General features: G+C 35.0%; 22 protein-coding genes. 11 read left to right on the top strand and 11 right to left on the bottom strand.

Annotation, left to right across the window (positions count from 1 at the left end; genetic code table 11):
• Positions 1 to 55 precede the first annotated feature (55 nt).
• Both IWX83_RS02780 and IWX83_RS02775 read left to right on the top strand, forming a co-directional pair.
• Positions 56 to 997 (top strand): OmpA family protein, encoded by a 942-nt coding sequence (locus IWX83_RS02780; RefSeq protein WP_196827475.1) that lies wholly within the window; start codon positions 56 to 58, stop codon positions 995 to 997.
• A gap of 217 nt (positions 998 to 1,214) precedes the next feature.
• Positions 1,215 to 2,252 carry an aldo/keto reductase gene (locus tag IWX83_RS02775; RefSeq protein ID WP_073352351.1) on the top strand — a complete coding sequence of 346 codons (1,038 nt, stop codon included), beginning with the start codon at positions 1,215 to 1,217 and terminating at the stop codon, positions 2,250 to 2,252.
• Positions 2,253 to 2,398: 146 nt separating this feature from the next.
• Here IWX83_RS02775 and IWX83_RS02770 read toward each other — a convergent pair whose 3' ends face one another.
• The 6 genes from IWX83_RS02770 to panC all read right to left on the bottom strand — a co-directional run bounded on the left by IWX83_RS02770 (position 2,399) and on the right by panC (position 9,283).
• Positions 2,399 to 4,366: a transglycosylase domain-containing protein gene (locus IWX83_RS02770; RefSeq protein WP_196827473.1), complete on the bottom strand. Its 1,968-nt coding sequence runs from the start codon at positions 4,364 to 4,366 to the stop codon at positions 2,399 to 2,401.
• 195 nt (positions 4,367 to 4,561) lie between these two features.
• Positions 4,562 to 4,996 (bottom strand): hypothetical protein, encoded by a 435-nt coding sequence (locus IWX83_RS02765; protein ID WP_073352347.1) that lies wholly within the window; start codon positions 4,994 to 4,996, stop codon positions 4,562 to 4,564.
• A 341-nt stretch (positions 4,997 to 5,337) separates the two neighbouring features.
• The gene (gene radA / locus IWX83_RS02760) at positions 5,338 to 6,699 is read right to left on the bottom strand and encodes a DNA repair protein RadA (RefSeq protein WP_073352345.1); all 1,362 of its coding nucleotides are present in this window, start codon (positions 6,697 to 6,699) and stop codon (positions 5,338 to 5,340) included.
• Complete coding sequence (locus tag IWX83_RS02755) at positions 6,699 to 7,847, bottom strand: alpha/beta hydrolase-fold protein (RefSeq protein ID WP_196827471.1); 1,149 nt, start codon at positions 7,845 to 7,847, stop codon at positions 6,699 to 6,701. Before IWX83_RS02755 ends, radA begins: the two co-directional genes overlap by 1 nt.
• Before the next feature lie 222 nt (positions 7,848 to 8,069).
• Complete coding sequence (gene panD / locus IWX83_RS02750) at positions 8,070 to 8,420, bottom strand: aspartate 1-decarboxylase (protein WP_073352340.1); 351 nt, start codon at positions 8,418 to 8,420, stop codon at positions 8,070 to 8,072.
• A 14-nt stretch (positions 8,421 to 8,434) separates the two neighbouring features.
• The gene (gene panC / locus IWX83_RS02745; RefSeq protein WP_196827469.1) at positions 8,435 to 9,283 is read right to left on the bottom strand and encodes a pantoate--beta-alanine ligase; all 849 of its coding nucleotides are present in this window, start codon (positions 9,281 to 9,283) and stop codon (positions 8,435 to 8,437) included.
• 108 nt (positions 9,284 to 9,391) lie between these two features.
• Here panC and IWX83_RS02740 point away from each other — a divergent pair, with 108 nt between their 5' ends.
• The 7 genes from IWX83_RS02740 (at position 9,392) to IWX83_RS02710 (ending at position 20,614) form a co-directional block, all read left to right on the top strand.
• Complete coding sequence (locus tag IWX83_RS02740) at positions 9,392 to 10,198, top strand: glycogen/starch synthase (RefSeq protein WP_196827467.1); 807 nt, start codon at positions 9,392 to 9,394, stop codon at positions 10,196 to 10,198.
• Positions 10,199 to 10,218: 20 nt separating this feature from the next.
• Positions 10,219 to 11,889, top strand: coding sequence for a DUF4270 domain-containing protein (locus tag IWX83_RS02735; protein ID WP_196827465.1), 1,671 nt, complete (start codon positions 10,219 to 10,221; stop codon positions 11,887 to 11,889).
• Positions 11,890 to 11,898: 9 nt separating this feature from the next.
• Entirely contained in the window at positions 11,899 to 13,746 is a 1,848-nt protein-coding gene (glmS, locus tag IWX83_RS02730; protein WP_073352332.1) for a glutamine--fructose-6-phosphate transaminase (isomerizing), read from the top strand.
• A 377-nt stretch (positions 13,747 to 14,123) separates the two neighbouring features.
• On the top strand, positions 14,124 to 16,949 hold the full coding sequence (locus tag IWX83_RS02725; RefSeq protein ID WP_196827463.1) for a carboxypeptidase-like regulatory domain-containing protein: 2,826 nt from the start codon (positions 14,124 to 14,126) through the stop codon (positions 16,947 to 16,949).
• A 34-nt stretch (positions 16,950 to 16,983) separates the two neighbouring features.
• Positions 16,984 to 18,477: a G-D-S-L family lipolytic protein gene (locus IWX83_RS02720; protein WP_196827461.1), complete on the top strand. Its 1,494-nt coding sequence runs from the start codon at positions 16,984 to 16,986 to the stop codon at positions 18,475 to 18,477.
• 264 nt (positions 18,478 to 18,741) lie between these two features.
• The gene (gene atpD / locus IWX83_RS02715) at positions 18,742 to 20,253 is read left to right on the top strand and encodes a F0F1 ATP synthase subunit beta (protein ID WP_073352327.1); all 1,512 of its coding nucleotides are present in this window, start codon (positions 18,742 to 18,744) and stop codon (positions 20,251 to 20,253) included.
• A gap of 79 nt (positions 20,254 to 20,332) precedes the next feature.
• Positions 20,333 to 20,614: a F0F1 ATP synthase subunit epsilon gene (locus tag IWX83_RS02710; protein ID WP_073352325.1), complete on the top strand. Its 282-nt coding sequence runs from the start codon at positions 20,333 to 20,335 to the stop codon at positions 20,612 to 20,614.
• Between the two features lie 152 nt (positions 20,615 to 20,766).
• Here the strand turns inward: IWX83_RS02710 and IWX83_RS02705 are convergent, their stop codons facing one another.
• The 5 genes from IWX83_RS02705 to IWX83_RS02685 all read right to left on the bottom strand — a co-directional run bounded on the left by IWX83_RS02705 (position 20,767) and on the right by IWX83_RS02685 (position 24,497).
• Positions 20,767 to 20,976 carry a helix-turn-helix transcriptional regulator gene (locus tag IWX83_RS02705; protein ID WP_073352323.1) on the bottom strand — a complete coding sequence of 70 codons (210 nt, stop codon included), beginning with the start codon at positions 20,974 to 20,976 and terminating at the stop codon, positions 20,767 to 20,769.
• 2 nt (positions 20,977 to 20,978) lie between these two features.
• On the bottom strand, positions 20,979 to 21,452 hold the full coding sequence (locus tag IWX83_RS02700) for a DUF2975 domain-containing protein (protein WP_196827459.1): 474 nt from the start codon (positions 21,450 to 21,452) through the stop codon (positions 20,979 to 20,981).
• A gap of 66 nt (positions 21,453 to 21,518) precedes the next feature.
• Positions 21,519 to 22,031 (bottom strand): DUF2975 domain-containing protein, encoded by a 513-nt coding sequence (locus tag IWX83_RS02695; protein ID WP_196827457.1) that lies wholly within the window; start codon positions 22,029 to 22,031, stop codon positions 21,519 to 21,521.
• Between the two features lie 327 nt (positions 22,032 to 22,358).
• A complete protein-coding gene (locus IWX83_RS02690; RefSeq protein ID WP_231379774.1) occupies positions 22,359 to 23,486 on the bottom strand; it encodes a hypothetical protein in 1,128 nt (375 codons plus the stop codon).
• Between the two features lie 471 nt (positions 23,487 to 23,957).
• Positions 23,958 to 24,497, bottom strand: coding sequence for a hypothetical protein (locus IWX83_RS02685; protein ID WP_073352318.1), 540 nt, complete (start codon positions 24,495 to 24,497; stop codon positions 23,958 to 23,960).
• A 295-nt stretch (positions 24,498 to 24,792) separates the two neighbouring features.
• Here IWX83_RS02685 and IWX83_RS02680 point away from each other — a divergent pair, with 295 nt between their 5' ends.
• Both IWX83_RS02680 and IWX83_RS02675 read left to right on the top strand, forming a co-directional pair.
• Positions 24,793 to 25,932, top strand: coding sequence for an 8-amino-7-oxononanoate synthase (locus IWX83_RS02680; protein WP_196827455.1), 1,140 nt, complete (start codon positions 24,793 to 24,795; stop codon positions 25,930 to 25,932).
• A gap of 48 nt (positions 25,933 to 25,980) precedes the next feature.
• Positions 25,981 to 26,367 carry a GxxExxY protein gene (locus IWX83_RS02675; RefSeq protein ID WP_196827453.1) on the top strand — a complete coding sequence of 129 codons (387 nt, stop codon included), beginning with the start codon at positions 25,981 to 25,983 and terminating at the stop codon, positions 26,365 to 26,367.
• Positions 26,368 to 26,386 lie beyond the last annotated feature (19 nt).

Genomic DNA, 26,386 nt, shown 5'->3' with positions numbered 1-26,386 from the left:
AAATTTGAGTTTTTGTTTTCAAAACAACATTAGAAACAACATAAATACAAACAAAATGATTAAAAAAGTTTCCATCGGATTAGTAGTATTGGCACTTTCAACTTCCTGTGTGTCCAAGAAAATATACAATGACTTAGAAAGTAAATACACCGATTCCAAAAAAGAAAACAGAAGTTTAGCAGATGAAAATGCCGATTTGCTAAAAACTAAAAACCAATTAGAATTAGACCGTGATGGTTTAAAAACGGATCTAAGCAAGTCTAAATCAGAACTAGATAAGTTGAAAGCAGATTACGCTGCGGCTCAAAATAAATTCAAAGTCTTGCAGGATTCGTATGCCGCTTTAGAAAAAAATAGTGGTGATGCGTTGCAAAGCAACATGAAAAAAAATCGTGATTTGCTAGAACAATTGGACGAAAAAGGAAAAGCATTAGCAATGGAACAAGAGCGATTGAGCAAAAGTGCACAGCGTTTGCAGGAATTAGAAGATTTGATTGCTGCCAAAGAAGCCAGTATGAAAAAATTAAAAGAGACCTTGTCAAATGCCTTGAATAGTTTTGAAGGAAAGGGGTTGACAGTCGAGCAAAAAAATGGGAAAGTATATGTTTCTATGGAGAACAAACTACTTTTCAATTCAGGAAGTTGGGCAGTTGGTTCCGAAGGGAAAAAAGCAGTAATAGAAGTTGGTAAGGTTTTGGGTGATAATCCTGATATATCCGTATTAATTGAAGGTCATACAGATGATGATGCTTTTACGGCATCAGGACCTATTGCTGACAACTGGGATTTATCCACAAAAAGAGCCACAGCAATAGTTGCTATTTTGAGTGAGAACAAGAAAATCAATAAACAGAGTCTAACGGCTGCTGGAAGAGGAGAATTTTCACCATTAGCAAGCAATTCAACAGCGGACGGAAAAGCTAAAAATCGTAGAATCGAAATAATTCTAACACCTAGATTAGACGAAATCGCCGAAATGCTAAAGGAAATCAATTAAAGATCAAAATTGTAAAGAGGGAAAGGTTCAAAGTAGTTGCTTTGGTCCTTTCTCTTTTACCGCTAATTCGCTAATTTTATCTTTGGAATGGAGCTTTTTAATTCGCGAATTCGCGGATATATTTTGTAAACGTTTCTCAATTTTCTGTTAACTGTAAATCTAAACAACAAACTAATTTTATCTTTGTTTTCGAAAATATAATACAATTTCCTTAAAAATGAAATACACAACTTTACCAAATACGGATATAAAAGTCAGCAAAATTTGCCTTGGAACCATGACTTTTGGGCAACAAAACACAGAAGCGGAGGGTCATGCCCAAATGGATTATGCCTTAGAAAATGGAGTCAATTTCTTTGATACTGCTGAGATGTATTCGATTCCAGGGCGCCAAGAAACGTACGGAAGTACGGAGAAAATTCTTGGAACTTGGTTCAAAAAATCAGGTAAAAGAGAGGAAGTGGTTTTGGCATCCAAAATTGCTGGACCCAATCCGAATTTTGGTTACATGAGAGACAAGTTAGATTTTTCACCAGCTAGCATCAAGTTTGCATTAGACCAAAGTTTACAACGCTTACAAACAGATTATCTTGATGTGTACCAATTGCACTGGCCGGAGCGCAAAACCAATTATTTTGGCCAACGCGGTTTTAAAGTTCAGGAGGATGCTTGGGAAGACAATATTCACAATGTTCTCGAAACATTAGACGGTTTTGTCAAAGAAGGAAAAATTAAACATATCGGACTTTCAAATGAAAATCCTTGGGGAATTATGCGTTTTCTAGAGGAAAGCAAATACAATGATTTGCCAAGAGTAAAAACGATTCAAAATCCATATTCATTATTGAATAGACTTTTTGAAAATGGTTCTGCTGAAATTTGCTTGAGAGAAAATGTTGGGTTATTAGCTTATTCACCAATGGCTTTTGGCGTTTTATCGGGTAAGTTTTTATCGGGCGAAGTGCATCCAAATGCTAGACTTAATTTATTTCCACAATATTCGAGATACAACAGTGCGCAATGTACAGAGGCTACCCGATTGTATCAAGAAATCGCTAAAAAAAACGGACTGACTCTGACAGAATTGTCCTTGGCATTTATAGCCCAACAACCTTTTGTAACCAGTACCATCATTGGCGCAACCTCATTGGAACAGTTAAAGGAAAACATAGATACGATTCAAGTAACACTTTCCGAGGAAATTCTAAAAGCAATTGATGAAGTTCAGGCTGTTATTCCTGATCCGGCACCGTAAATTAAAAAACCATTTTTTGTCATTCCGACAAAGGAGGAATCTCATATAATGGGATTTCTCCTTTGTCGGAATGACAATATAATAGCAAATTTAAACCTTGTGAACTTGTCGATTTCTTCGTGAACTTTGTGGTTAAAGCTGCAGCATTAAAGATCAAACTCATCATCATTAGCTAAAGAATCTACTTTTATTTGTGTGGAATCCTGTACTTTGAATTTGATAAAAGATTTTGCAGGTCCTGAAATTAGTATGGCTAACGACTTGTAAATAGTGTCATCCGGAGTCAAAAGTCCTCTTCGAAACATAATATTGGTTAAGAACGATTCTTGTTTTACGGCAAAATCTTTCAACATCCCTTGATTGTTAATCTGATACATGAATTTTTTAGGACTTGGAATAATTCGAGCGAGATACAAGCATTCGTTCAGCGATAATTCTGCAGGAGTTTTTTGGAAATAAAACTGACTTGCTTCGCCAATTCCATACACATTTGGACCCCATTCGATAATATTAAAATACACTTCGAGCATGCGTTCCTTACTCACAATGCGGTTGTTTTCCAAAATGTAAACCAATAAAATTTCTTCTAGCTTTCGAGAAACCGTTTTCTCCCGACTTAGGAATGCATTTTTTACTAATTGCATGCTGATGGTACTAGCTCCGCGGGAAAACTTTTTGGTTCTTATGTTTTTGACTATGGATTGTTTAAATGCTTCGGTGATAAATCCTCTATGACTAAAGAAAGAGGGATCTTCGGTTGTCAATACCGACTTTCTCAAATACGGTGAAATCTGTTCTAGTGGCGTGTAATTTGGATTCGCATTTCCTACCAAAACACCTCGTTGAAAAACATTGTTGATTAAAGCCCGATACATAAATTCGCCATTAAGTTTGTTGAGATTGGCTTCGCCGTATTTTGTAATTCTAAGGTTTTCTTTCTTCAATTTACTGTCAAAAACCAGTTGATTGGGTTTGTTTTGGTTGAAAGCAAAATCCAATTTATAATCAAAAGTTCCAGTGGCCTCCATTCCCTGAAAATGCGTAAACAAACCATCAGGAAGCGAAGTAATAAAATCCTGCGCTTTCATTTTTGGTAGGTTTACCTTGAGTTTGTAAATGGTATCTTTCTCTGTTTCGTAAGCGGCATAAGGATGAAATTTTATCTTATTCAACTGAACCGTTGAGCTGCTATCAATCGAGATAAAATTAGAACCGAGTAAGAAGCGGTAATCGAATTTGGCGTTTTTTAATAATACATCTTTGCTCGCAATTTTTGGGTGGTTGAGTTTTAAATTGGCAATAGCCATAAACCCATCAATATGTAGTTGATCACCATCTCTATCTATGTTTTGAATATTCAATCGAATAGAGTCAAAGCTTGATTTTAGGTTGAAACGCTCGTCTAAATACGGCATTTGGATGGCGCCAGTATCGATATTGACGAAACGGATATCGGCTTTTTTATTTCTTGGATCTGCAAATCCCTTGATTTTCCAACGTTGTGATATCGTATTGGTTTGAACTTGTATCGAAGTTTCGAGCTGTTTGTTGACCAAGCGCAGTTTTTGAAAATTGATGGTTGCTTTTTTCCCGTTATCATCGAGTCTAAAAGAAAGATTGTCCAGAATCATATCCGTTGGGACTAAATTCAGTGCTTTTGAGATGATTCTATAGGTAAACTGCGCGTAATCTTTTTTCTCATCGCGTATTTCTGTTTGATTGTCTTTTTTTAGAAAAGCATCAAAATTTCTCACTTTTCCTTTTTTTACTAACTGTACAAAACCGTTCTGGACTTCTAAAGTTCCCAGTTGAACATCACCAGTTAGGAGATGCCATAAATTGACACTAGTTTTTAGTTTCTGTATTTTAAACAACGTGTCTGCATTTTTAGGAACTAATATAATCTCCGAAAGATTCAGTCTTGAGAGTCCATCGAAGGACGCTTTTTTTATAGTAAAAGAGCTATTGTATTCGACTTGCATTTCATGGGAAACTTTGGCTATTGTTTGCTGTAATACGGCATCTCTAAATATATAAAAAGCAATAAGTATAGCGACAAACAATACAAAAAGTACTTTTGCTGCGATAAGTAGTTTTTGTTTTCCAGTTTTCATAAACAGTTGATTTAAGTATAAAATACAGCGACATGCATCTTGGGTATAAAGAAAAGGAATATAATACTAAAGGAAACATTTTTATGGTATTCTTTAGTACTTTGATTTGAAATTGAAAGTGTAAAATAAAAAAACTACAACGGAGAAAGCGTTGTAGTTTCTAAATTATTTTGCGGTAACGATAGTTTCAGTGTGTTAGGGCTTTGGTGTCTTAAATTGGGAAGGATTGTAATAGCGTCTCACTTTTTCTACAATTTGGTTTAACGTCATTTTATCGGCCGTTTCGACTGCTTTTAGTTTTCCGGGTTCTAATAAATGTTCTGTTAATAATTTATGTTCCAGTTTAATTTTGGTTTGTGCTGGACCAAAGACAATAAGCTCATCTGATTTTTTAACATACGAAAGGACTGATTTTATAAAATAGTCCAACTCTTGTTTTTTTCTTTCCTCAAATTTTTTGTCACTATTGCCATGATGAGCTCCAGAGAACGTCCCTTTATCGCCTTCTTTATTATGATAGACGCTATTTTCAACCTCAGAATCTATTTCAGTAATTTTTTCTGTATCACCATCAAGAGCGACAATTATCGCTTTTGAGGAATCAATCCAAATACCAGTTTGTCTTTTCATGGTTTTGATATTTTAAATTAAAATTGCTCGTTTTTGTGTTGTTTTATGCCAGCAAAATCAGATACAGTGATTTGAGCAGAATTGAGTCTACTTTATTTTTATTTTAGCAAGAAGTGGGCCGTGACTCTACTTCTTGCTAGAATTAGCACTTTGCCGAGATGTTTGGAATAAGAATTAATAGCAAGGAGTAAATGCTTCATTTTGTATCTTAATGTGTTGTTAGACATAAAGTTACAAAAAATAATATACCCTTTTCTTAATTTAGAGTATTTATTTTAAATCGTAAAGTAGGGCAATAAAAAACTGGAATGAGGCTCTTTAAATTTATGTGGTTTTAAGAATTATCCAAACAGTTCACTTACTACATCTTCAATTTTGGCAACCAATCGGATTTTGATCCCAGTGTTTTTCAAAGCGATTTTATTGTATTTGGATACAAAAATGGTTGAAAAACCTAGTTTTTCTGCTTCCTGTATGCGCTGGTCTACGCGATTTACGGGACGGATTTCACCTGAAAGTCCTACCTCGCCGGCAAAGCAAAAGTCTTTATTTACGGCAATATCTTCATTAGAGGATAAAATAGCGGCCACAACAGCCAAATCTATGGCAGGATCATCTACTGAAATCCCGCCGGTTATATTCAGGAAAACGTCTTTGGCGCCAAGCCTAAAACCAGCTCTTTTTTCTAAAACGGCCAAAATCATATTGAGCCTTTTGGCATTATAACCTGTGGTGCTGCGTTGCGGTGTTCCATAAACGGCGGTGCTTACCAAGGCTTGTATTTCAATCATCAACGGACGCATGCCTTCTAATGTGGAAGCAATTGCTGTTCCTGATAGTTCCTCATTTTTATGTGAAATCAATATTTCCGATGGATTTGAAACTTCTCTCAAACCATTGCCTAACATTTCATAGATACCAATTTCGGCAGTAGATCCAAAACGATTTTTTAACGAACGTAAAATGCGATACACGTGATTTCTATCGCCTTCAAACTGTAAGACGGTGTCAACCATGTGTTCTAAGATTTTTGGTCCAGCAATGTTTCCGTCTTTGGTGATGTGACCAATCAAAATTACGGGAATATTGGTTTCTTTGGCAAACTTGATCAGTTCAGCTGTGGTTTCCCGGATTTGAGAAATACTACCGGGAGTAGATTCAATATAATCCGTATGTAAGGTTTGAATGGAATCGATAATCACGATTTCCGGTTGTATGGCTTCAATTTGTTTGAAGATGTTTTGTGTTTTGGTTTCGGTAAGAATATAGCAATTATCTCCGCTGGGCGTAATTCTTTCGGCACGCATCTTTATTTGTTTCTGACTTTCTTCACCGGAAACGTATAACGTTTTATAAGGTAGCTTTAAAGAAATTTGGAGCAAAAGGGTACTTTTTCCAATGCCTGGTTCGCCACCCAAAAGGATCAATGAACCGGGAACTATTCCGCCACCTAGCACACGATTCAGTTCAGCGTCAGTAGTATCCATTCGGATTTCCTGAGCGGAATCAATTTCATTTATTCGTAAAGGTTTTGGTGCTTTGCTGCTAGTGGAAGTCTCACTTTTCCACGCTGTTTTTTCTTGTTTTTGGATAATTTCCTCTGCGATGGTATTCCATTCTTTACAAGAATTGCATTGTCCTTGCCATTTGGCGTATTGTGCTCCGCAGTTTTGGCAAAAAAAAGTAGTTTTTACTTTTGTCATTATTTTTTTGGTGTTTGACTGATCATATCATCGTATTTTTCCATCATACTATCTTTGGTAAGGTTACCGATTTCCTCTAATTGAGAAGCACTTTGATAGCGTTTCGCCGCTTTTTTTGGATCGCCCATTTTTTCATACATCAATCCCAATTCATAATCAGCAAGCATTGATTTTGGGTAGTTTTTGTTGGCTATTTCGGCTAATTTTTCTAATTCAGCGTATGCTTTATTTTTTAAAATGGCCGCTTCAATTGCTTTGAAATCATTGACGCGAATGGGTATTCTTAAGCCTAAATTTTTAGATATTACATCATATTTGTTAGTTAAGTAATCTACATAACCAGATTGAAGGACGGCAATTTTCTCCGAATATTCAGTAGAAGAAATGGGTTTGTACGTATCGAAAAATTGGTATAAAGCATTTGGAATCGAATACAAAACCAGTGAATAATGAGATGCACCTTTGAAATTGTCAAACTTGTAATTTAGTAACGGATTGGTAACCAGTTTTATATTTGTGTCTAATTTTTTGATAGAGGTTTGCAGTTTCTTTACATCGCCATCACCATTGGATTGATAATAAAAAATAGGTTGTTTAAGTTTTGAAAGTGACTCTGGAATACGGTTTTCCATATCAGGTGCTAGTTCTGGACTCAATGAAATATAGGCATTAAAAATAGGATTGTCTTTGTACAGAAAAAAATTCAAAAATCCCGCAGTCGTGTCATGGCCAGCAATCATTCGAAAAGGAGCTACAGGGTACTTTTTTTCTATGTATGGCAACAACTCCGCTCGAATGAATTCGAAAAATTTAGCGCCTTTTCCGGAAGGGACACCATCAGCTTTGTCATAATTGCAGTCGTCAAATCGTTCGTTATTTTTGTTTTGGCTGATGCCAACAATGATAATTTCAGGTAAATCATCCCAATAGGCTCCATAATTTAAGGCGCCGTAGAAAGGATCAAACAGATAATCGCCATCCAGTAAAATAAGAATAGGGTATTTTTTATTTGGGTTTTTATCAAAAGAAGTTGGGAGACCGATGGTGATTTCCCTGCTTTCACCAAGCACTTGAGAATCGAAAGCAATCACAGTTTTTTGTGAAAATACAGAAATGGAAAAGAGTAATAAGAGTATTAGTTTTTTCATGATTTGGATTGTTTTAGAATCTAGAGAATACTCTAAATAAGAGCAAGCAAGATAAACATTATTACTTTTAATTGAAAAAGAGTAGCGGTAAATGTTACTATTGCGCTTTGATTATAAGGTAGGAACTAGCGTTTAAAAAATAGCCACTAATTCTCTGATTTTAAAATGCAAAATCAGAGAATCAGTGGCTAAAAGATAGTGTTGATTGAATTCGTATAGCAATTAAGTCAACGAGTTGTCGTTTTCATTTGGAAAAATCACCCACGGTTTGAAGGTTTTAGCTTCTTCAAAATCTAGGGTTGCGTAGGATATGATGATGATGATATCGTCTTTTTGAACTTTTCTTGCTGCAGGACCGTTGAGGGTAATGGTTCCTGAATTTTTTTCGCCTTTAATGGCGTAGGTTTCAAAACGTTCTCCGTTGTTGATGTTTACAATGGAAACTTTTTCGCCTTCAATGATATTTGAGGCCTCTAATAATGATTCGTCAATGGTGATAGACCCGATGTAATTTAGATCGGCACCTGTCACTTTAACTCGGTGAATCTTTGATTTTAAAACTTGAATTTGCATGCTACAAAAGTAAATTAATTTAATGAAATGGTATCAATCAAACGGATATTGTTGACTAATACGGCTATGAAAGCGCGGTATTTTTTATTTTTATTTTTTCGATTACACGATATAAGGGTTGCTTCATCGGCAATGGTGAAGTATTCCAGCGTAAATTGAGGATTTTTTTTAAGGAATTTTTGAACCCATTCTGAGATTTTTGCTGCGCTATTTGTCGGAAATTTAGCTTTGACAGATGTCAATATTTGATATATAACTGCCGCTTCGTCTCTTTCCTGAGCAGATAAGCGTTCGTTTCTAGAACTCATGGCTAGATTGTTACTTTCTCTGTAAATGGGACAACCAACGATAACTACTTTTAAATTATTTTTAGCTACCATTTTTTTTACAATTTGCAATTGTTGGAAGTCTTTTTCTCCAAAGTAAGCATGGGTAGGTTCCACTATTTCAAAAAGGCGTTTGACCACAGTACCTACACCATTAAAATGTCCGGGTCTGAATTTGCCTTCCATTGGATATTCGAGGCCATCAAAATCAAACGATTGAGAAACGGGTTGTCCGTCATAAATATCTTCAACTGTAGGGGCGTATAAAATAATATTCGGATCCAAATTCGTAAGTTTTTTCACATCTTCTTCTAATGTCCTTGGGTATTTTGCCAGGTCTTCAGGATTGTTGAATTGGGTAGGATTCACAAAAATACTCACTACAGTATTTGTGTTTTCCGCCAATGATTTTTGCATTAAAGCCAAATGACCTTGATGTAAAGCGCCCATTGTTGGAACAAATCCAAGGGTAGAATGGATTGTTTTTATTGATTTCAAATAGTCCATTAAAGATGCTTTTCCGTAGAAAATAGGCATGGCAGTTTTATTAAAATTAAATGCAAACTTACTATTTTAGTTAATAACTGCATAAATTTTTGTAATTTTGCATGGTTTTTATTGCCAATAAATAAAGTAAATTACAATATGAAAGATAAGAGGATATTATATGTATCATCTGAAGTGGTGCCCTATCTTGCTGAAAACGAGGTCTCTTTAATGTCTTATGACGTTCCAAAAATGATTAATGATCAAGGTGGACAGATAAGAATTTTTATGCCAAGGTATGGAAATATTAACGAGAGAAGACACCAATTGCACGAAGTAATTAGACTTTCGGGGATGAATTTGGTAGTGAATGACTTGGATATGCCATTGATTATAAAAGTAGCTTCTATTCCAAAAGAAAGAATTCAAGTATACTTTATCGATAACGATGAATATTTTAAAAGAAAAGCGACGTTTACAGATGAAGAAGGAGTGATGTATCCTGACAATGACGAACGTGCTATTTTCTTTGCTAAAGGAGTTGTGGAAACCGTTAAAAAACTCAATTGGGTTCCAGATATTATACATGTTCATGGATGGATGGCTGCCATGTTGCCTATTTATATGAAGCATTTTTATAAAAATGAAGCCTTGTTTTCTGAAACAAAGATTGTTACTTCTGTTTACAGTCAGTCCTTTGAAGGAACTTTGAATGTGGAAATGATCAATAAAGTAAAGTTTGACGGAGTTCCTGCTGATGCAATTGCGGATTTGGCAATACCAGATTACGAAAATATTATAAAGTCGTCCATAAAGCATTCTGATGCCGTGATTATTGCCTCAGAAAACCTCTCTTCAAGTTTAACAAAATTTATAGAATCTTCAGGAAAACCTTTTTTACCTTTCGCTCCGAAAGATGCATTCGCAGAAGCGTATACTAACTTTTACTTAAACGAGGTTCTTTAAATTAAACTTTTTTAATAAATATGTACAATAATTCTTTTTTTAAGAAAATCCTGATAGTGGCAACTGTTGTGTTTTTATATTCATGTGATAAAGATTACAACGAAGTTGGTGGTGATTTGATTGGTGGAAACAATTTTGATCTTAATAAAGCCTCCTACGGTGTTTTAGGTTACAATCAAAAAACAGGACCAATTCAATCTAATAATCTTGAAGTAAATCCATTGGGAATTTATAGTAATTCAAACTTTGGGGAAACCACTGCGAATTTTAATACCCAATTAACTCTTCCAGTTTTTACCACTGTTGTCAGTTCAAATCCTTATGTTGAAAGTGTTGTGTTAACACTTCCTTATTATACGGATCCATCGCAAACGAAAGTAAATGCCGATGGCAGCCGTGCATATGTTCTTGATTCGATTTACGGCGTGGAAAAGGCTAAAATGAAATTGAGTATCTATGAATCAGGTTATTTCATGAGAGATTCAGATCCTGATTCCGGTTTTCAGCAACAGCAAAAATATTTTACAGATCAAAATACTGAGTTTAACAATTTAAAAAAAGCTACACTTTTAAATGACAGTTCAGATAAGTCTCAAAATGAAGAGTTTTTCTTTAATCCTGAGGAACATGTAGTTGTAACGACAGATTCAATTACTAATGTAAAATCTACGGCTTACACGCCACCAGGTATGAAGTTGAATTTGAGCAGAGACTACTTTAAAACCAGAATTATTGATGCAGTTAATAGTGGTAAATTGGCTTCAAATGATGTTTTCAAAAATTATTTTAGAGGACTTTACTTTAAAATGGAAAAATCAGGAAGCAGTGCTGGAAATTTAGCAATGTTAAATTTTAGAGCGGGAAAAATTACGATTAAGTACAATGAAGATTTAGTGTCTACTACTGCTGCCGGTATTACTACAACGACGAGAGTAAAAAAGACTATTGAGCTTAACTTAACTGGAAATACGGTTAGTTTGTTGAACAATGATTTTACCACCTCTGGTGCTGCTTATGCTGCTTTGCCAAGTACAGGAAATAGAACAGACGGTGATGATAAATTGTTTCTAAGAGGGGGCGAAGGTTCCGTAGCGGTGCTGCAGCTTTTTGATCCTAAAGATCTAAAAGGGTACGATGCTAACGGAGTTCTTACAGGCCCTAATGGAGTTTCCGATGAATTAGATGATTTAAGAAATCCAGCCGATGGTAAAAAGCTTTTGGTAAACGAAGCAAATTTAGTTTTCCATATCGATGCCGATGCAATGTCGTCCAGTAATGAGCCGCAAAGAATTTATCTTTACGATTTTAAAAATAGCCGACCATTAGTAGATTACTCCTTAGATCCTACTTCTAATAGTACTAATCCAAAGAAATCCAAAGCTTTTTTTGACGGTATGATTAAAAAGGATGCAACTAGTAAAAGAGGAGTTACGTATAAAATTAGAATTACAAATCAGATACGAAATCTAATAAATAATAAAGATTCAACTAATGTTAGTCTAGGACTTGTTGTTACTGAAGATATTGGTATAATAGCATCTTATAAAGTAAAAACGCCAAATGCTTTTATTTCTCAGGCCCCAAAAGCTTCAGTGATGAATCCTTTAGGGACGATTTTATATAGCGGAAAATCTACCGTTCCTGTGGAGAAAAGATTGAAACTTGAAATTTATTATACAAAACCTAATTAAACCAAGACTATGTGTGGAATCGTTGGATATATTGGATACAGAGAAGCTTATCCTATTGTAATTAAAGGATTAAAAAGGCTGGAATATAGAGGTTATGACAGTGCTGGTGTGATGTTGTACGATGGTGAAAATTTAAAAGTTTGTAAAACCAAAGGAAAGGTGTCAGATCTTGAAGAGCGAGCCTCAAAGGAAATGACAATCAATGGAAGCATTGGAATTGGGCATACACGTTGGGCCACTCATGGTGTTCCAAATGATGTGAATTCACATCCTCATCTTTCGAATTCAGGTGATTTGGCTATTGTTCACAATGGAATTATCGAGAATTATGCTCCTTTGAAAGCAGAATTAATTAAAAGAGGGTATGTTTTTCATTCGGATACAGATACAGAAGTGCTTGTAAACCTTATTGAAGAAGTACAGAAAAAAGATAACCTAAAATTAGGTAAAGCTGTTCAGGTAGCTTTAAATCAAGTAGTAGGAGCTTATGCGATTGCTGTTTTTGATAAAAAAAATCCAAATGAAATCGTTGCGGCCCGTTTAGGTAGTCCATTAGCAATTGGGGTTGGAGAAGGAGAGTTTTTCATAGCCTCAGATGCTTCACCTTTCATAGAATATACGGCTAATGCTATTTACCTAGAAGATGGTGAAATGGCAAATATCCGATTGCACAAACAAATGAAAGTACGCAAAATTAAAGATGATTCTTTGGTTAATCCTACGATTCAAGAACTTCAAATGAACTTGGAGCAAATTGAAAAAGGAGGGTACGATCATTTTATGTTGAAAGAAATTTATGAGCAACCTAGCGTTATTAAAGATACTTACCGTGGAAGGCTTCATGCAAATGAAGGATTAATCCAAATGGCAGGTGTTGAAGATAATCTAGAAAAATTCTTAAATGCAGAAAGAATTATTATTGTTGCCTGTGGTACTTCTTGGCATGCTGGTTTAGTTGCCGAGTACGTTTTTGAGGAGTTTGCTAGAATTCCAGTTGAGGTAGAATACGCCTCTGAATTTAGATACAGAAATCCAATTATTAATAGTAAAGATATCGTCATTGCTATCTCTCAATCAGGAGAAACGGCGGATACGATGGCAGCAATAAAACTAGCTAAAGAAAATGGTGCATTTGTTTTTGGAGTTTGTAATGTAGTAGGTTCTTCTATTTCAAGAGAAACTCACGCTGGTGCTTACACGCATGCAGGACCTGAAATAGGTGTTGCTTCCACCAAAGCTTTTACCACGCAAATTACTGTTTTGACTATGATTGCTTTGCGTTTGGCTAAAGCCAAAGGAACATTGTCGAATTCTGTTTTTCACAGCTATTTGCAAGAATTAGAAATTATTCCTGACAAAGTAAAAGAGGCTTTAGAAACAAATGACAGAGCAAAAGAAATAGCTGCTGTCTTTAAAGATGCCCCTAATTGTTTGTATTTAGGTAGAGGATATAATTTTCCTGTAGCTCTGGAAGGTGCATTGAAATTAAAAGAGATCTCCTATATTCATGCTGAAGGATATCCTGCAGCAGAAATGAAACACGGACCGATAGCATTAATTGATGAGCACATGCCGGTAGTTGTAATTGCGCCAAAACAAGGACACTACGATAAAATTGTTAGTAATATCCAAGAGATTAAATCCAGAAGTGGAAAAATCATAGCAGTAGTAACTAAGGGTGATACACAAGTGCGTGAATTGGCGGATTATGTGATAGAAATTCCAGAGACATCAGATGCGCTATCGCCATTGATTACCACAATACCTTTACAGCTTTTGTCTTATCATATTGCTGTTATGCGCGGATGTAATGTAGATCAGCCCCGTAATTTAGCAAAGTCAGTTACTGTAGAGTAAATTTATAGTATTCTATTTTTATACTAAAGCCTCGAATATTCTTTTCGGGGCTTTTTTATGCGTTGTTTTTTCGAGGCACGGTAAAGCCCTGATACTTGGCGATAGTGACAAAAAAATGATAAATTTTTAAGGTTTTATCACTTTTATCAAATATCTAAAAATTAATAAAAATTTTGTGATATCTGTATTTTTTATATGCGCGCATAGTGATATTCTGTTTTTTTGATGCAAATTTTAACATTAAATAATTAAATTCAAATATAGAATAAGTGCAAATGAGGCAAATTAACTGATAAATATGAAATTTTTAAGGTGCTTTTTTATTAATATCAAAAATATTTGTACTTTGGCTTCATAAACCAACAAATTATAACCCAATGAGAGTGTATTTACTTTTTTTGTCATTGTTTTTTTGTAGCCTAACCTTTGCTCAAAACTCAATTTCTGGTATTGTTACAGACAGTAGCAACCAACCTATTCCTGGAGCCAACATTAAGATTGTTGGAGATTCTTCGGGTACAACTACCGATTTAGATGGTGCATTTACATTGCAATCTACAGCAAAGCCACCTTTTACAATTGAGGTTACTAGTGTGGGATATCGATCCCAAAAAATTGCAATTTCTTCAAATAATCAAAAAATTGCTGTAACGCTTTTAGATGAGGAGAATAAGCTAGACGAAATTGTGGTTTCAGCTTCAAGAACTCCTGAAAGAGTGATTGAGTCACCAGTTACTATTGAAAGAATGGGTATTCAACAAATTAAAAACACTACTGCACCTACATTTTATGATGGTTTAGAGAATCTTAAAGAGGTGCATTTTAATACAAGTAGTATTTCCTTTAAATCGATTAATACTAGAGGATTTTCTAGTGTGGCAAATACGCGTTTTATGCAATTGGTGGACGGAATGGATAATTCATCACCTGCTTTGAACTTTGTATTAGGGAATTTAATTGGACTATCGGATATCGATGTTGCTAGTGTGGAGTTACTTCCAGGAGCATCTTCAGCTTTATACGGTGCAAATGCCTTCAATGGTATTTTGTTTATGAACAGTAAAAATCCTTTTACAAATCAAGGGATTAGTACGTATGTAAAATATGGTCAGACCACGCAACAGGCTGCGGGTACTAATGATTATTTTGATTTTGGATTAAGAGCTGCCAAAGCGTTTAGCAAGCATTTTGCTGCTAAAGCAAATTTTAATTTTTTGAGAGCAACGGAGTGGATTGCTGCTGATCAAAGAAGTATTACCGGTGGTTCCGTTGGGCACGCTAATAATCAAAATTATGATGGTTTAAACTTGTATGGAGATGAGGTTACAACCTTCATAACTAATGTAGGTCAAGTAAGCAGAACGGGATACCGTGAACAAGATTTGAATGATAACAAAGTAAGAAGTGTAAAAGCTGATTTTTCTTTGCATTTTAAACCTTGGGAAGGGGAAACTGAAATTATTTTACAACATAAAATAGGTTTAGGAAGTACAATATATCAAGGAGCAAATAGATACGCATTAGGCGATTTCTTCATGCAACAATCGAAATTGGAAATAAAAGGAAAAAATTTCTTTATCAGAGGATATGTGACTGACGAGGATGCGGGAAATTCTTATGATATGCGTTTTGCTGCTTGGAATGTTAACAGAGCTGCAAAATCAGATACAGAATGGTTTACGAACTATGCTACGGCATACCAACTTTCGGGTGCTGTTTTAGGTACTAACGCACAACAATCAGCTGCAAATGCTAGAAATTATGCTGATTTCAATATCAAACCAACAGGATTGCCTTTTTTACCAACTCCAGCGGGAAGTGCAAGATTTGAGCCAGGTTCTATCCAGTTTAAGAATGCTTTAGCAGTAGCAATTGCTGAGCCAGATCTAACAAAGGGAGCTAAATTTATTGATCAGTCAAAAATCTATCATTCAGATGTGAATTATAATTTTAAAGATTTAGTGAAATTTGCTGAGATTCAATTAGGTGGTTCTTTTAGACAATATGAAATGAATTCTCAAGGAACAATCTTTACTGATTTTGATGGTCCTTTACGATATAATGAATATGGTGCTTACGGGCAATTGACTAAAAAATTCATGGATGACCGCTTGAAATTTACAGGATCAGCGCGCTACGATAAAAGTCAAAATTTTAACGGAAACATTTCGCCACGTGTATCCTTGGTGTATTCTGCAGGAGCAACTAAAAGACACAATTTTAGAGCTTCATATCAAACAGGATTTAGAAATCCTACAACACAAGATCAGTACATTGGTCTTGACTTAGGGCCGTTTGCTTTGATTGGTTCTGCTCCTGAGAATTTAGATCGTTTCACAGAGGTTAGAGGAGTTAGTGCTGCAAGTCAAGCATTGGGAATACCTGCAACTTTGACATTAACAGGTCAAAATGCATACAATAATTCATATACTTTAACTTCGGTACAAGCATTTAGTGCTGCCATTGCCGCCAACCCAACAAATGTTCCTGCAGCAGCAGTTTTATTGAAAACGGCTAATCCTAGATTAGTTAAACCAGAAGAGGTACAAGCAATTGAATTGGGGTATCGTTCTGTTGTAAACAACGATTTGTCAATTGATGTGAATGGATACTATAATATTTACAATGATTTCATGAATACTTCAAGAGTAATCAGTCCGTATTATGGAGATGTTAATACAACATTTGACTTTGGTAATCCAGCTACATTGGCTACGCTATCGGCTTTAGGAAATGGTGATAGAAGAGTTTATCAAGTATATACCAATACAACTGCAAAAATTACTTCATTAGGTTTTGGTGTAGGTTTATCTAAAAAAGTTTATAAAGATTTTGAATTGGGCGTGAATTACAATTATGCTGAATTTAATTTTAACCAAGAAGAAGATCCTAGTTTTGTAGCTGGTTTCAACACTCCAAAACACAGAGTAAAAGCTTCAATTGGAAATTCAAGATTGTTTGAAAACTTTGGTTTCAATATAAACGCAAGATACAACACGGAGTATTTATGGCAGTCTTCTTTTGCTGATGGGATTGTTCCAGAAAACACAGTGTTAGATGCTCAAATTAACTATGGTTTTCCTAAATTAAAATCAGTACTTAAAGTAGGTGCTACTAATATTGGTGGAAAGGATTATATTCAAGTAATTGGAGCGGGTGCTATAGGTCAACAATGGTTTGCTTCATGGACAATCAACCCATAAAACTAAAAAGGGCAATAATTTTAAAAAATATATTATGATAAAAAATTTCAAATGGCTGTTGTTGATTTCGCTAACCTTCGCAGCATGTAATAACGACGATGAAGTAGTTGTCGAAGAGCCGTTAACAGCGGGTACAGCAGATTTTTCGAAATTTGTTGCCTTAGGAGATTCATTTGCAGCTGGATACAGTGATGGAGCGCTTTTTAAAGCGGGTCAAAAAAATTCGTATCCAAACATCATGGCTGAGCAGTTTGCTTTAGTTGGTGGAGGTGCTTTTACAAATCCATTCATGGCAGAGGACAATAGAGGAGGTTTTTCTATTGGTGGGAATCAAATCCCTCAGTTCCCAACGCGTTTGTATTTTAATGGAGCTGGACCTGTAAATGTTTCTGGTGTTTCAGGGACTGTTTTTGGTGCTAGTATCTCTGGATATTACAGTAATATGGGTGTTCCAGGTGCAAAAGCAATTCATTTAGGAGTAGCAGGTTACGGTCAAGCAAATCCATATTTTGGACGATTTGCTAAAACGGCAATGTCAAGTGTGCTTAAAGATGCTACGGATCAAAACCCAACTTTTTTCTCCTTATTTATTGGTGGAAATGATGTTTTGGGATATGCAACTAATGGGGGTGTGCCAACGTCACAAGATCCAGTGTTAGGGAATGACATTACGCCTACAGGTACTTTTAATGCGGCTTATAATGCTTTAGCGACGACTCTTGCTACTGGAGGCAGAAAAGGGGTTGTTGCAAACTTACCGTATATCAATAATCTTCCATTTTTTACAACAGTTCCTTTTAATCCAGTACCGTTAGATGCAGCTACAGCAACACAGTTGAACACGCAGTTGTTGGGACCTGTCAAACAAATTCTTACAGCTTTGGGTGCAGGCACTAGAATTAAAACATTAACTGCTTCGGCTACAAATCCGCTATTGATAAGAGATGAAACCTTAGTGAATTATAGCGCTCAGATTACTGGTGCATTAGTAGCTGCTGGAGTTCCTGCTGGTCAAGCAGGCTTAATGGGTAGTTTATATGGGCAGGCACGTCATGCTAATGGTGGTGCAAATGTGGCAAATAAAGATTTTATATTACTGACTACTAGAACCGTTATTGGAACGCCACAAGCTGGAATTCCAGCTCCTTTTAATACAGTTGGGGTGACTTATCCTTTACAAGATAGTAGAGTTTTAACAGCTTCAGAGGTTTTAGAGATAAAAGTAGCTACAGATGCTTATAATGTAACAATTAAAGCTGCTGCAGAATCTAATGGGTTGGCTTTTGTTGACGCTGCTTCCGTTTTGAATCAGTTGAACAATGGCGGAATTCGCTTTGGTAATTTTCACATGACTGCTGCTTATGTGACTGGAGGTACTTTTTCTCTGGATGGAGTTCATCCAAGTCCTAGAGGTTATGCTCTGATTGCGAATAAATTCATAGAAGCGATTAATGCTAAATACGGTTCTAATCTTAAAGGGGTTGACTTAGGTTTATATGGAATTCAATATCCAGCGACAATTCAATAATTAAAATTCATTTTTTTTTTTTTACAATAAACAGCCACCCGTCTTTTGACGTGGTGGTTGTTTATTTTAAGGATATTGCTGTCTTTTGTCCGTTTCTTGGTCATTTCTATGCGAACTATTAAAAATATCCTTTTTTTATCGCAAAAGGTGTTGATTTTTTATTTTAAAAAATTATCTTTGCGCTCTGAAAAAGGCATTTAATCGATACGTTTCGATTAGTACTAATTCATAAACCTAAATAGCTATTTAATAAACACATAAGTAATGTCAAAAGTAATAGGAAAAGTTGCCCAGATCATTGGACCAGTAGTTGACGTAGTTTTCAACGGTAAAGATGTTGAACTTCCAAAAATTTATGATTCGTTAGAAATCACAAAAAAAGATGGTACTTTATTGGTACTTGAAGTACAATCTCACATTGGTGAAAATACAGTACGTACCATTTCGATGGACTCAACAGATGGTTTGAGCAGAGGTTATGAAGTAGTTGGAACAGGGAATCCTATCCAAATGCCAATTGGTGCCGATGTTTACGGTCGTTTATTCAACGTAATTGGAGATGCAATCGACGGTTTAGGTAATTTACCAAAAACAGGAGAAAACGGAATGTCTATTCACAGACAAGCACCAAAATTCGAAGATTTATCTACTTCTTCTGAAGTTTTATTCACCGGTATTAAAGTAATCGATTTAATTGAGCCTTATTCAAAAGGAGGAAAAATTGGGTTGTTTGGTGGTGCAGGTGTTGGTAAAACAGTATTGATTCAGGAGTTGATTAACAATATCGCTAAAGGTCACGGTGGACTTTCTGTATTCGCAGGAGTAGGGGAAAGAACACGTGAAGGGAATGATTTACTTCGTGAGATGTTAGAGTCTGGAATTATAAAATACGGGGATGAATTCATGCACTCTATGGAAAATGGAGGATGGGATTTATCTAAAGTGGATATGCCAGGAATGAGAGAGTCTAAAGCTACTTTCGTTTTCGGTCAAATGAATGAGCCACCAGGAGCTCGTGCTCGTGTAGCACTTTCTGGATTATCTATTGCGGAGTATTTCCGTGATGGAGCAGGAACTGATCAAGGGAAAGATGTATTGTTTTTCGTGGATAATATCTTCCGTTTTACTCAAGCAGGTTCTGAGGTTTCGGCACTTTTAGGTCGTATGCCATCTGCAGTAGGATACCAACCAACATTAGCAACAGAAATGGGTGCTATGCAAGAACGTATTACTTCTACAAACAAAGGGTCTATTACATCTGTACAAGCGGTTTACGTGCCTGCGGATGATTTAACGGATCCAGCTCCGGCTACAACTTTTGCTCACTTAGATGCAACAACAGTATTATCTCGTAAAATTGCGGAATTAGGTATTTATCCTGCGGTGGATCCATTGGATTCCACTTCAAGAATTCTTACTCCTCAAATTTTAGGTGATGAGCATTATGATTGTGCACAAAGAGTGAAAGAGATTTTACAAAAATACAAACAATTACAAGATATTATCGCAATCCTTGGTATGGAAGAGTTATCTGAAGAAGATAAATTATCTGTTTCAAGAGCGCGTCGTGTACAACGTTTCTTATCTCAACCATTCCACGTTGCAGAGCAATTTACAGGATTGAAAGGAGTTTTAGTTGATATCAAAGATACCATTAAAGGATTTAACATGATTATTGACGGTGAATTAGATCACTTGCCAGAATCAGCTTTTAACCTTAAAGGGACTATTGAAGAAGCTATCGAAGCTGGAGAAAAAATGTTAGCGGAAGCTTAAAAATTAGTTTTAAAGTTTAAAGTTTAAGATTCTCAAGTAACCTTAAACTTTAAACTTTTAAGCTTTAAACTGAAAAATTATGTTATTAGAAATAGTGTCACCAGAAGCAAAATTATTTTCAGCTGACGTAACTTCGGTTACATTGCCAGGAGTTGATGGAAGCTTTCAGATTTTAAATAACCACGCACCAATCGTTTCTATTTTAGGAAAAGGTGTAGTGAAAATTACAGCTTCTAACTTTGCTTTTGCAAAAGAGGTTGCAGGTAAATTTACTAAACTAGATGCTCAAAATTACACCCTTGCTATCAATTCAGGAACAATTGAAATGAAAGACAATAAAGTGATTGTTTTAGTAGATTAAGACATGTCAAAATAAAAAACAAAAGTCATACAGTAATGTGTGACTTTTTTTTTGAAGCTATTTCCAGCTATACGTTTCAATCTTTTGCTTTTTAAAGAAAAAAGCAAAAGGATTTCCACTGCTATCTGGGCTAGGGATTTGACTTTTCCAGATTATTCTTCTTTTACAAACTCCATAATGTCCCCGGGTTGGCATTCCAGAATCTCACAAATTGCCTCCAAAGTAGAAAACCGAACCGCCTTTGCTTTTCCGGTTTTCAAAATAGAAAGGTTAGCTGTTGTGATTCCCATTCTTTCAGCTAATTCATTTGAGCGCATTTTTCGCTTGGCAAGCATAACATCTAAGTTGATAATGATGGGCATGGCTATATTGTTAGATTGTTTTCTGTCTCGATGGTATTTCCTTTTTTAATAACATCAGCTAAAGCCAATAAGCCAATCCCTATTGCAAGTAATAGTAGATACATAATTATATCAGATAGTGTTTGTTCTTCTGGGGATTGATACATTACCAACAGACTAATGATGATTCCAAAGAGGCTAATGAATAGCAGCAAGTAACCACTTTTTTTAAATCTATCAGAGCTTTTGACGTTAAAAAAGCCTTCTTTAATAAATGCTTGCAGCCCCTTTTGAATATTAAATAGGGCAAATAGTACTATCGCTATTCGTACTAACATAATATAGGGACTGAAATCCCCAAAAAGGGAATCTTTATACATTAAAGTTATTGCTTCATTAGATAGGTTATAGCGCAAGCATTCGTTTATGGGGATAGCCAAGAGTAAAATCCCTATAAATATTTTTAATACCCAATTCAGAATAATTATTTTTTTCATCTTATTTCAATTTTTTAATCTAGTTAATTGCTGATTTTAATCGGAGGCTGTAATTGATTAGTAGTGCTAAATTGTTAATTCGTTTTCTTCCTTTATATTCTTAGCTATTTTGAAAACCTCACTAATCACCATGAAAAACAATCCCAAACTAATTGAAATTAAGAAGGAGTCATAGCTTCCAAATTCTATTGAGAAGCCTACAGTGCCTCGATTGATGTAAGTAAAGATAAATAAGGATAGATGGCTAATAAGCGAAGAGCTGATAACTAATTTACCGATTAAATTAAAATTTTCTATAACCTCAGATTTAAAGATTTCTTTTCTTTGGAAATACCCAACCACTTTTCTCAATACGTAGATGCTGTATAAAAAGAGAAATCCACTGATCACATTTGCTAAAATAATCAGCTTAGAAAGTAGCGTAGTAGGTGTTATTACGTGTCCCTTTATTTTTACAGGGATATCCATATTAGAATCAAATAAATATAAAGTTAGCAAAATCAGAATTCCAATTCCGCTGATTAAAGAAAAAAACCAGAAAAAGTCCAAAACAGCTCTCAAGATTTGTAATTTTTTCATTTTTATAAAGTTATAAGTTGTGACAAATATATGATAATTATTGATAAACAATAATTAAATATTCTAAAACAATAAAATTTTTTAAAGATTAATTTTAGGAACTTTTATTTTATTCTAATTCTAAGATTGAAACTATGTCAAGAGAAGTCGATTTATAGATTTTCATTAAAAAAGCCTAACAGGTTTCCAACATCTGTTAGGCTTGAGTTGATAAAGAATTTTTAAACAAACCTTTAAACAAATTATCAACCGTGAAAATCAATATGGATTCTTTTTAATTCATTTTTCGCATGTATGTTTTAATGATGTTTTAGAAACTGTTTGTAGCTAAAATCTAGTTGATATACCAATGTTGATAGTATAATCAGCAAATGCCGCGTCACCTTGAACATGAGTTCCTGTTTTGATCGAATTTTCTTTGTCGGTTACACTTTGCGTACGATTGCGAACTACTGCAAATGGTACAGAAGCAAATACTACTACTTTTTTATATTCATAGTTTAAAGAAGGTTCTATGGACCAAATGTATCCAGGACGACGGAAATCTCCGCTTCCACCCACGAGATCATTCACAGGGATTCCTTCTAATCTAACTCCTGCGGCTACAGACAAACCTTTTATTTGATTCACGGAATAAGTAAAACCTGCTCTAAACATATATTGATCTGGAACACTCATAGTCGCTTCGTTGGCTAATCGTGATGCTAACGTTTCTCTGTAAGTTCTTGTACCGTTTTGCTCGCGTGGATTTATTAAATAATAGAAATTTCCGTAAACGCCAAAGTTTTCTATGAAGTTGTAAAATGTATTTACTTCAAAAGTAAATCCGGTTCCGCCGTCTCCCAACTGTATGGATTGATCTACTGGACGCAACTCTTTTGTCCCGTTTGGACCTACATTGTAAAAATAATCTTTATAGTTGTAATCACCGGTTGGTAACTTTATCCCTAATCCTAATTGCAGATTGCCTTTAGCGTATTTTGTCGGATCTAACATCCATCGGTAAGCGGCGAATCGGATGTCGCCTATTCCAAATGAGCGAGTAGAGTGGCGTTCTCTTTTTACGTAAGTGCCATTGACTAATCCATGTTCGTATAAGGAGGAACGAACATTGTTCGAAATAGGAAGATCGACCATAACGGACCAGCGGTTGTTTAATATTCTGGTTAACGAAAGATTGAAAACAGAGGTATAATTGATTACTTCTGTTTTATGAAGCAACCTATCTTTGTTTTCTTTTCTTCCTGAAAAGTGTCTAAATGATCTAAAATAGCGACCGCTGCTGGCAAATTGCCATCCGGAAACGGCACTGCTGTCAGCGTGAATCGACATGCAACTTGTCGCATTCCCTTTGATAGCCACACATCCTTGCGCAGCTGTTGTTTCCGAATTAAACGCAATTGTTACAAATAGGATAAAACTACAAACGGATTGTAATGGAGATAGATTTTTCAATTTTTGGTTTTTTTGAATGGTTACTGATATAAAATAAGCCTATAACAACTTCTTCCAAAAAGGAAGTCATTTTTTAAAATAGTGGTTTGTTGATTAAAAGTGTCGCTTTAAATCAAGAATTACTGTTGGCTTTCGCCAAAAATGTACTTGTTGTTTAAATGGAAATTTGATGAATTAAAGCATTTCTGTGAAATAGTGACGCTGTTCAAAATCTAAATTTGCTATCAATTTAATTCAGGATACTAGAAGCTAGTGCTACAAAACAAACCAGAATTGAAATATAGTATGCCGGTGAAATCATCTAAAAAAATGAAATCAGAAAACACAAAAGTTTATTTTGCATTTTTGCAGGCTTAATTTTTAATGAAAGGTTTGGTAAATGTACAGCTTTAGCCAAAAAGCAATCGTGAAGTATCTTGGCTTTGCAAATGCCAGATCAAAGCGAATGATTTCACTAAAATGAAAGAGGATTTAAGCGAAATCGGGTGGTGAATATGACACCGAATAGTACCCGGAAGCAAGTGCTTGAGTTGGAGTAATGATAGATTCAATTGAATGTAGGATTGTTTTTGGAGAAAAATTCAGGCAAACAGTAGTGTTTGGAATATAATCTTGAAGAAAAGATTTCATGAGTTTTTTAACCGGAGACTCTTTTGATGAAGATCCGTTGAATAATTGATTGTCTACAATGTCTTTTAAATCTTGACTGATCGCATCTTGATGTGAATTGCGCAGGTAGTACAAACTAAGTATGTTGTTTTGAATTCTTTTCTTGAAAATATGGTAGCTTTTATTGTTAATGACAACATCTTCATTGACATACTCAAAATCAGTGTCTTCAATAAAAGAGTATAAAGTGGCGTTCAACTCGATGACTTGAAACTCTGAATCGTGTCTTTTTTCCATAGCAGCTACCCACGCTTGCTCTTCTTGATAAGCAAACATAAGATAGTAACCCATCGCATTGTAGAATAAAGTTACGAGTAAGAAAAGCGATGCAATTCGTTTCATTGTCGTCGAAAGTAAAAAACTATTCAATACGTTAACAGTTCTATTATTTATTTTAAGTTTTTTTTAACACATTTTCATGAAATTTGAAAATCGAAACCGTTTTCGTAAAAAATTGTATAATATTTATCTATTCTTTTATTGTAATTGTTAAATCATAATTAAATTATTGCTTTATGAAAACCGAAATAATTTTTATTCATCAATAAAAACAGATTTTTTTTGAAATTTTACTTAAAAACGAAACAAATAACACACAGAATTCATAAAACAAAAAAGATGCTTATTTTTGCAGACTATGAAACAATTTCCAGAGAATCTAACAGGCAAACTTCAAATTCGAAAACAAGCTAATGCTTTACGAAAGTTACCCATTTCAAGTAATTTAATTGATTTTGCTTCGAATGATTATCTTGGATTGTCGAAGTCGGAATGTATTTTTCATAAAACACATCAGTATTTAATAGATAAAAAGTGTGTTCAAAACGGTGCGACTGGCTCCCGACTGTTGTCAGGGAATCATAGTTTATTTGAGGAAACAGAAGACGTTATTGCTACGTTCCACCAATCAGCCACCGCCTTAATCTTCAATTCCGGTTACGATGCCAATGTTGGTTTTTTTAGTGCCGTTCCACAAAAGGGCGATTTGATTTTATACGATGAATTGTGCCATGCTTCTATTCGGGACGGAATTCAATTATCCAATGCCAAGGCCTATAAATTCAATCATAATGATTTTGAAGATTTAGAAAAGTTAATTTTAAGGAATCCAGACACCACTATTTATATTGTCACCGAATCTGTTTTTTCTATGGATGGCGATTGTCCAAATCTAGAAGAATTGGTTTCGATTTCAACTAAACACAATTGTTATCTTGTTGTTGATGAAGCACATGCTTTGGGGGTTTTTGGTTCAAAAGGTGAAGGATTTGTTCAAATGTTGGGATTGCAAGAGCATGTTTTTGCTCGAATTATGACTTTCGGGAAAGGATTGGGGTGTCATGGAGCCGCGATTTTAGGTTCGGTTGAATTGAGGGATTATTTAGTGAATTTTGCCCGAAGTTTTATTTATACCACAGGGCTTTCGCCGCATTCGGTAGCCACGATTTTGGTAGCCTATCAATTTTTAGAAAAAGATAAAAAAAATATAGAAGTACTTCGAGAAAACATCATTCAGTTCAATCAAGAAAAGAATATGTTGGGATTAAAACCACTTTTTGTCCGAAGTAAATCCGCGATACAATCGGCTATTGTTCCAGGAAATGAAAAAGTAAAAGCAATAGCCAGCCAGCTTCAAGAAAAAGGATTTGATGTGAAAGCAATTCTTTCGCCAACCGTTCCAGAAGGTCAGGAACGACTTCGTTTTTGTTTGCACAGTTATAATTCGCATGAGGAAATATCCGAAGTGTTGCGATTGTTGAGTACTTTTGTTTTTTAGCCACAGATGACACGGATTAAACGGATTTTAACTTTTAAATAGTAAAAAATGACTGAAATTTTGCACAAAGAATTGTCGGAATCTATTTTGAAAGTTTTTTATGAAGTTTACAATGAATTGGGGTATGGTTTTCTTGAAAAGGTATGTCAAAATGCAATGTATTTGGAATTAAAATCGCAAGGTTTTAAAGTGGAACCTCAAAAGCAAATTAAAGTATATTATAAAAACGAACTTGTTGGTGACTTTTTTGCTGATTTATTAATTAATGGTGTTATAATTTTAGAATTAAAGGCTTGTGAGAGTTTGGTAAAGGCGCATTATGTTCAAACTTTAAATTATCTAAAAGCTACAAATATTGAAATAGGGTTGTTATTAAACTTTGGAGAAAAACCAGAAATTAAAAGACTGATTTTCACAAATAATAGAAAAAATTAAAGAATCTATATAAATCCGT

The organism is Flavobacterium sp. CG_9.1, from assembly GCF_015751645.1.
In the GTDB taxonomy this organism is placed as follows: Bacteria; Bacteroidota; Bacteroidia; order Flavobacteriales; family Flavobacteriaceae; genus Flavobacterium; species Flavobacterium xanthum.
Note: the sequence above shows the minus strand (reverse complement) of the source record. Positions and strands in the feature narration are given on the sequence as shown.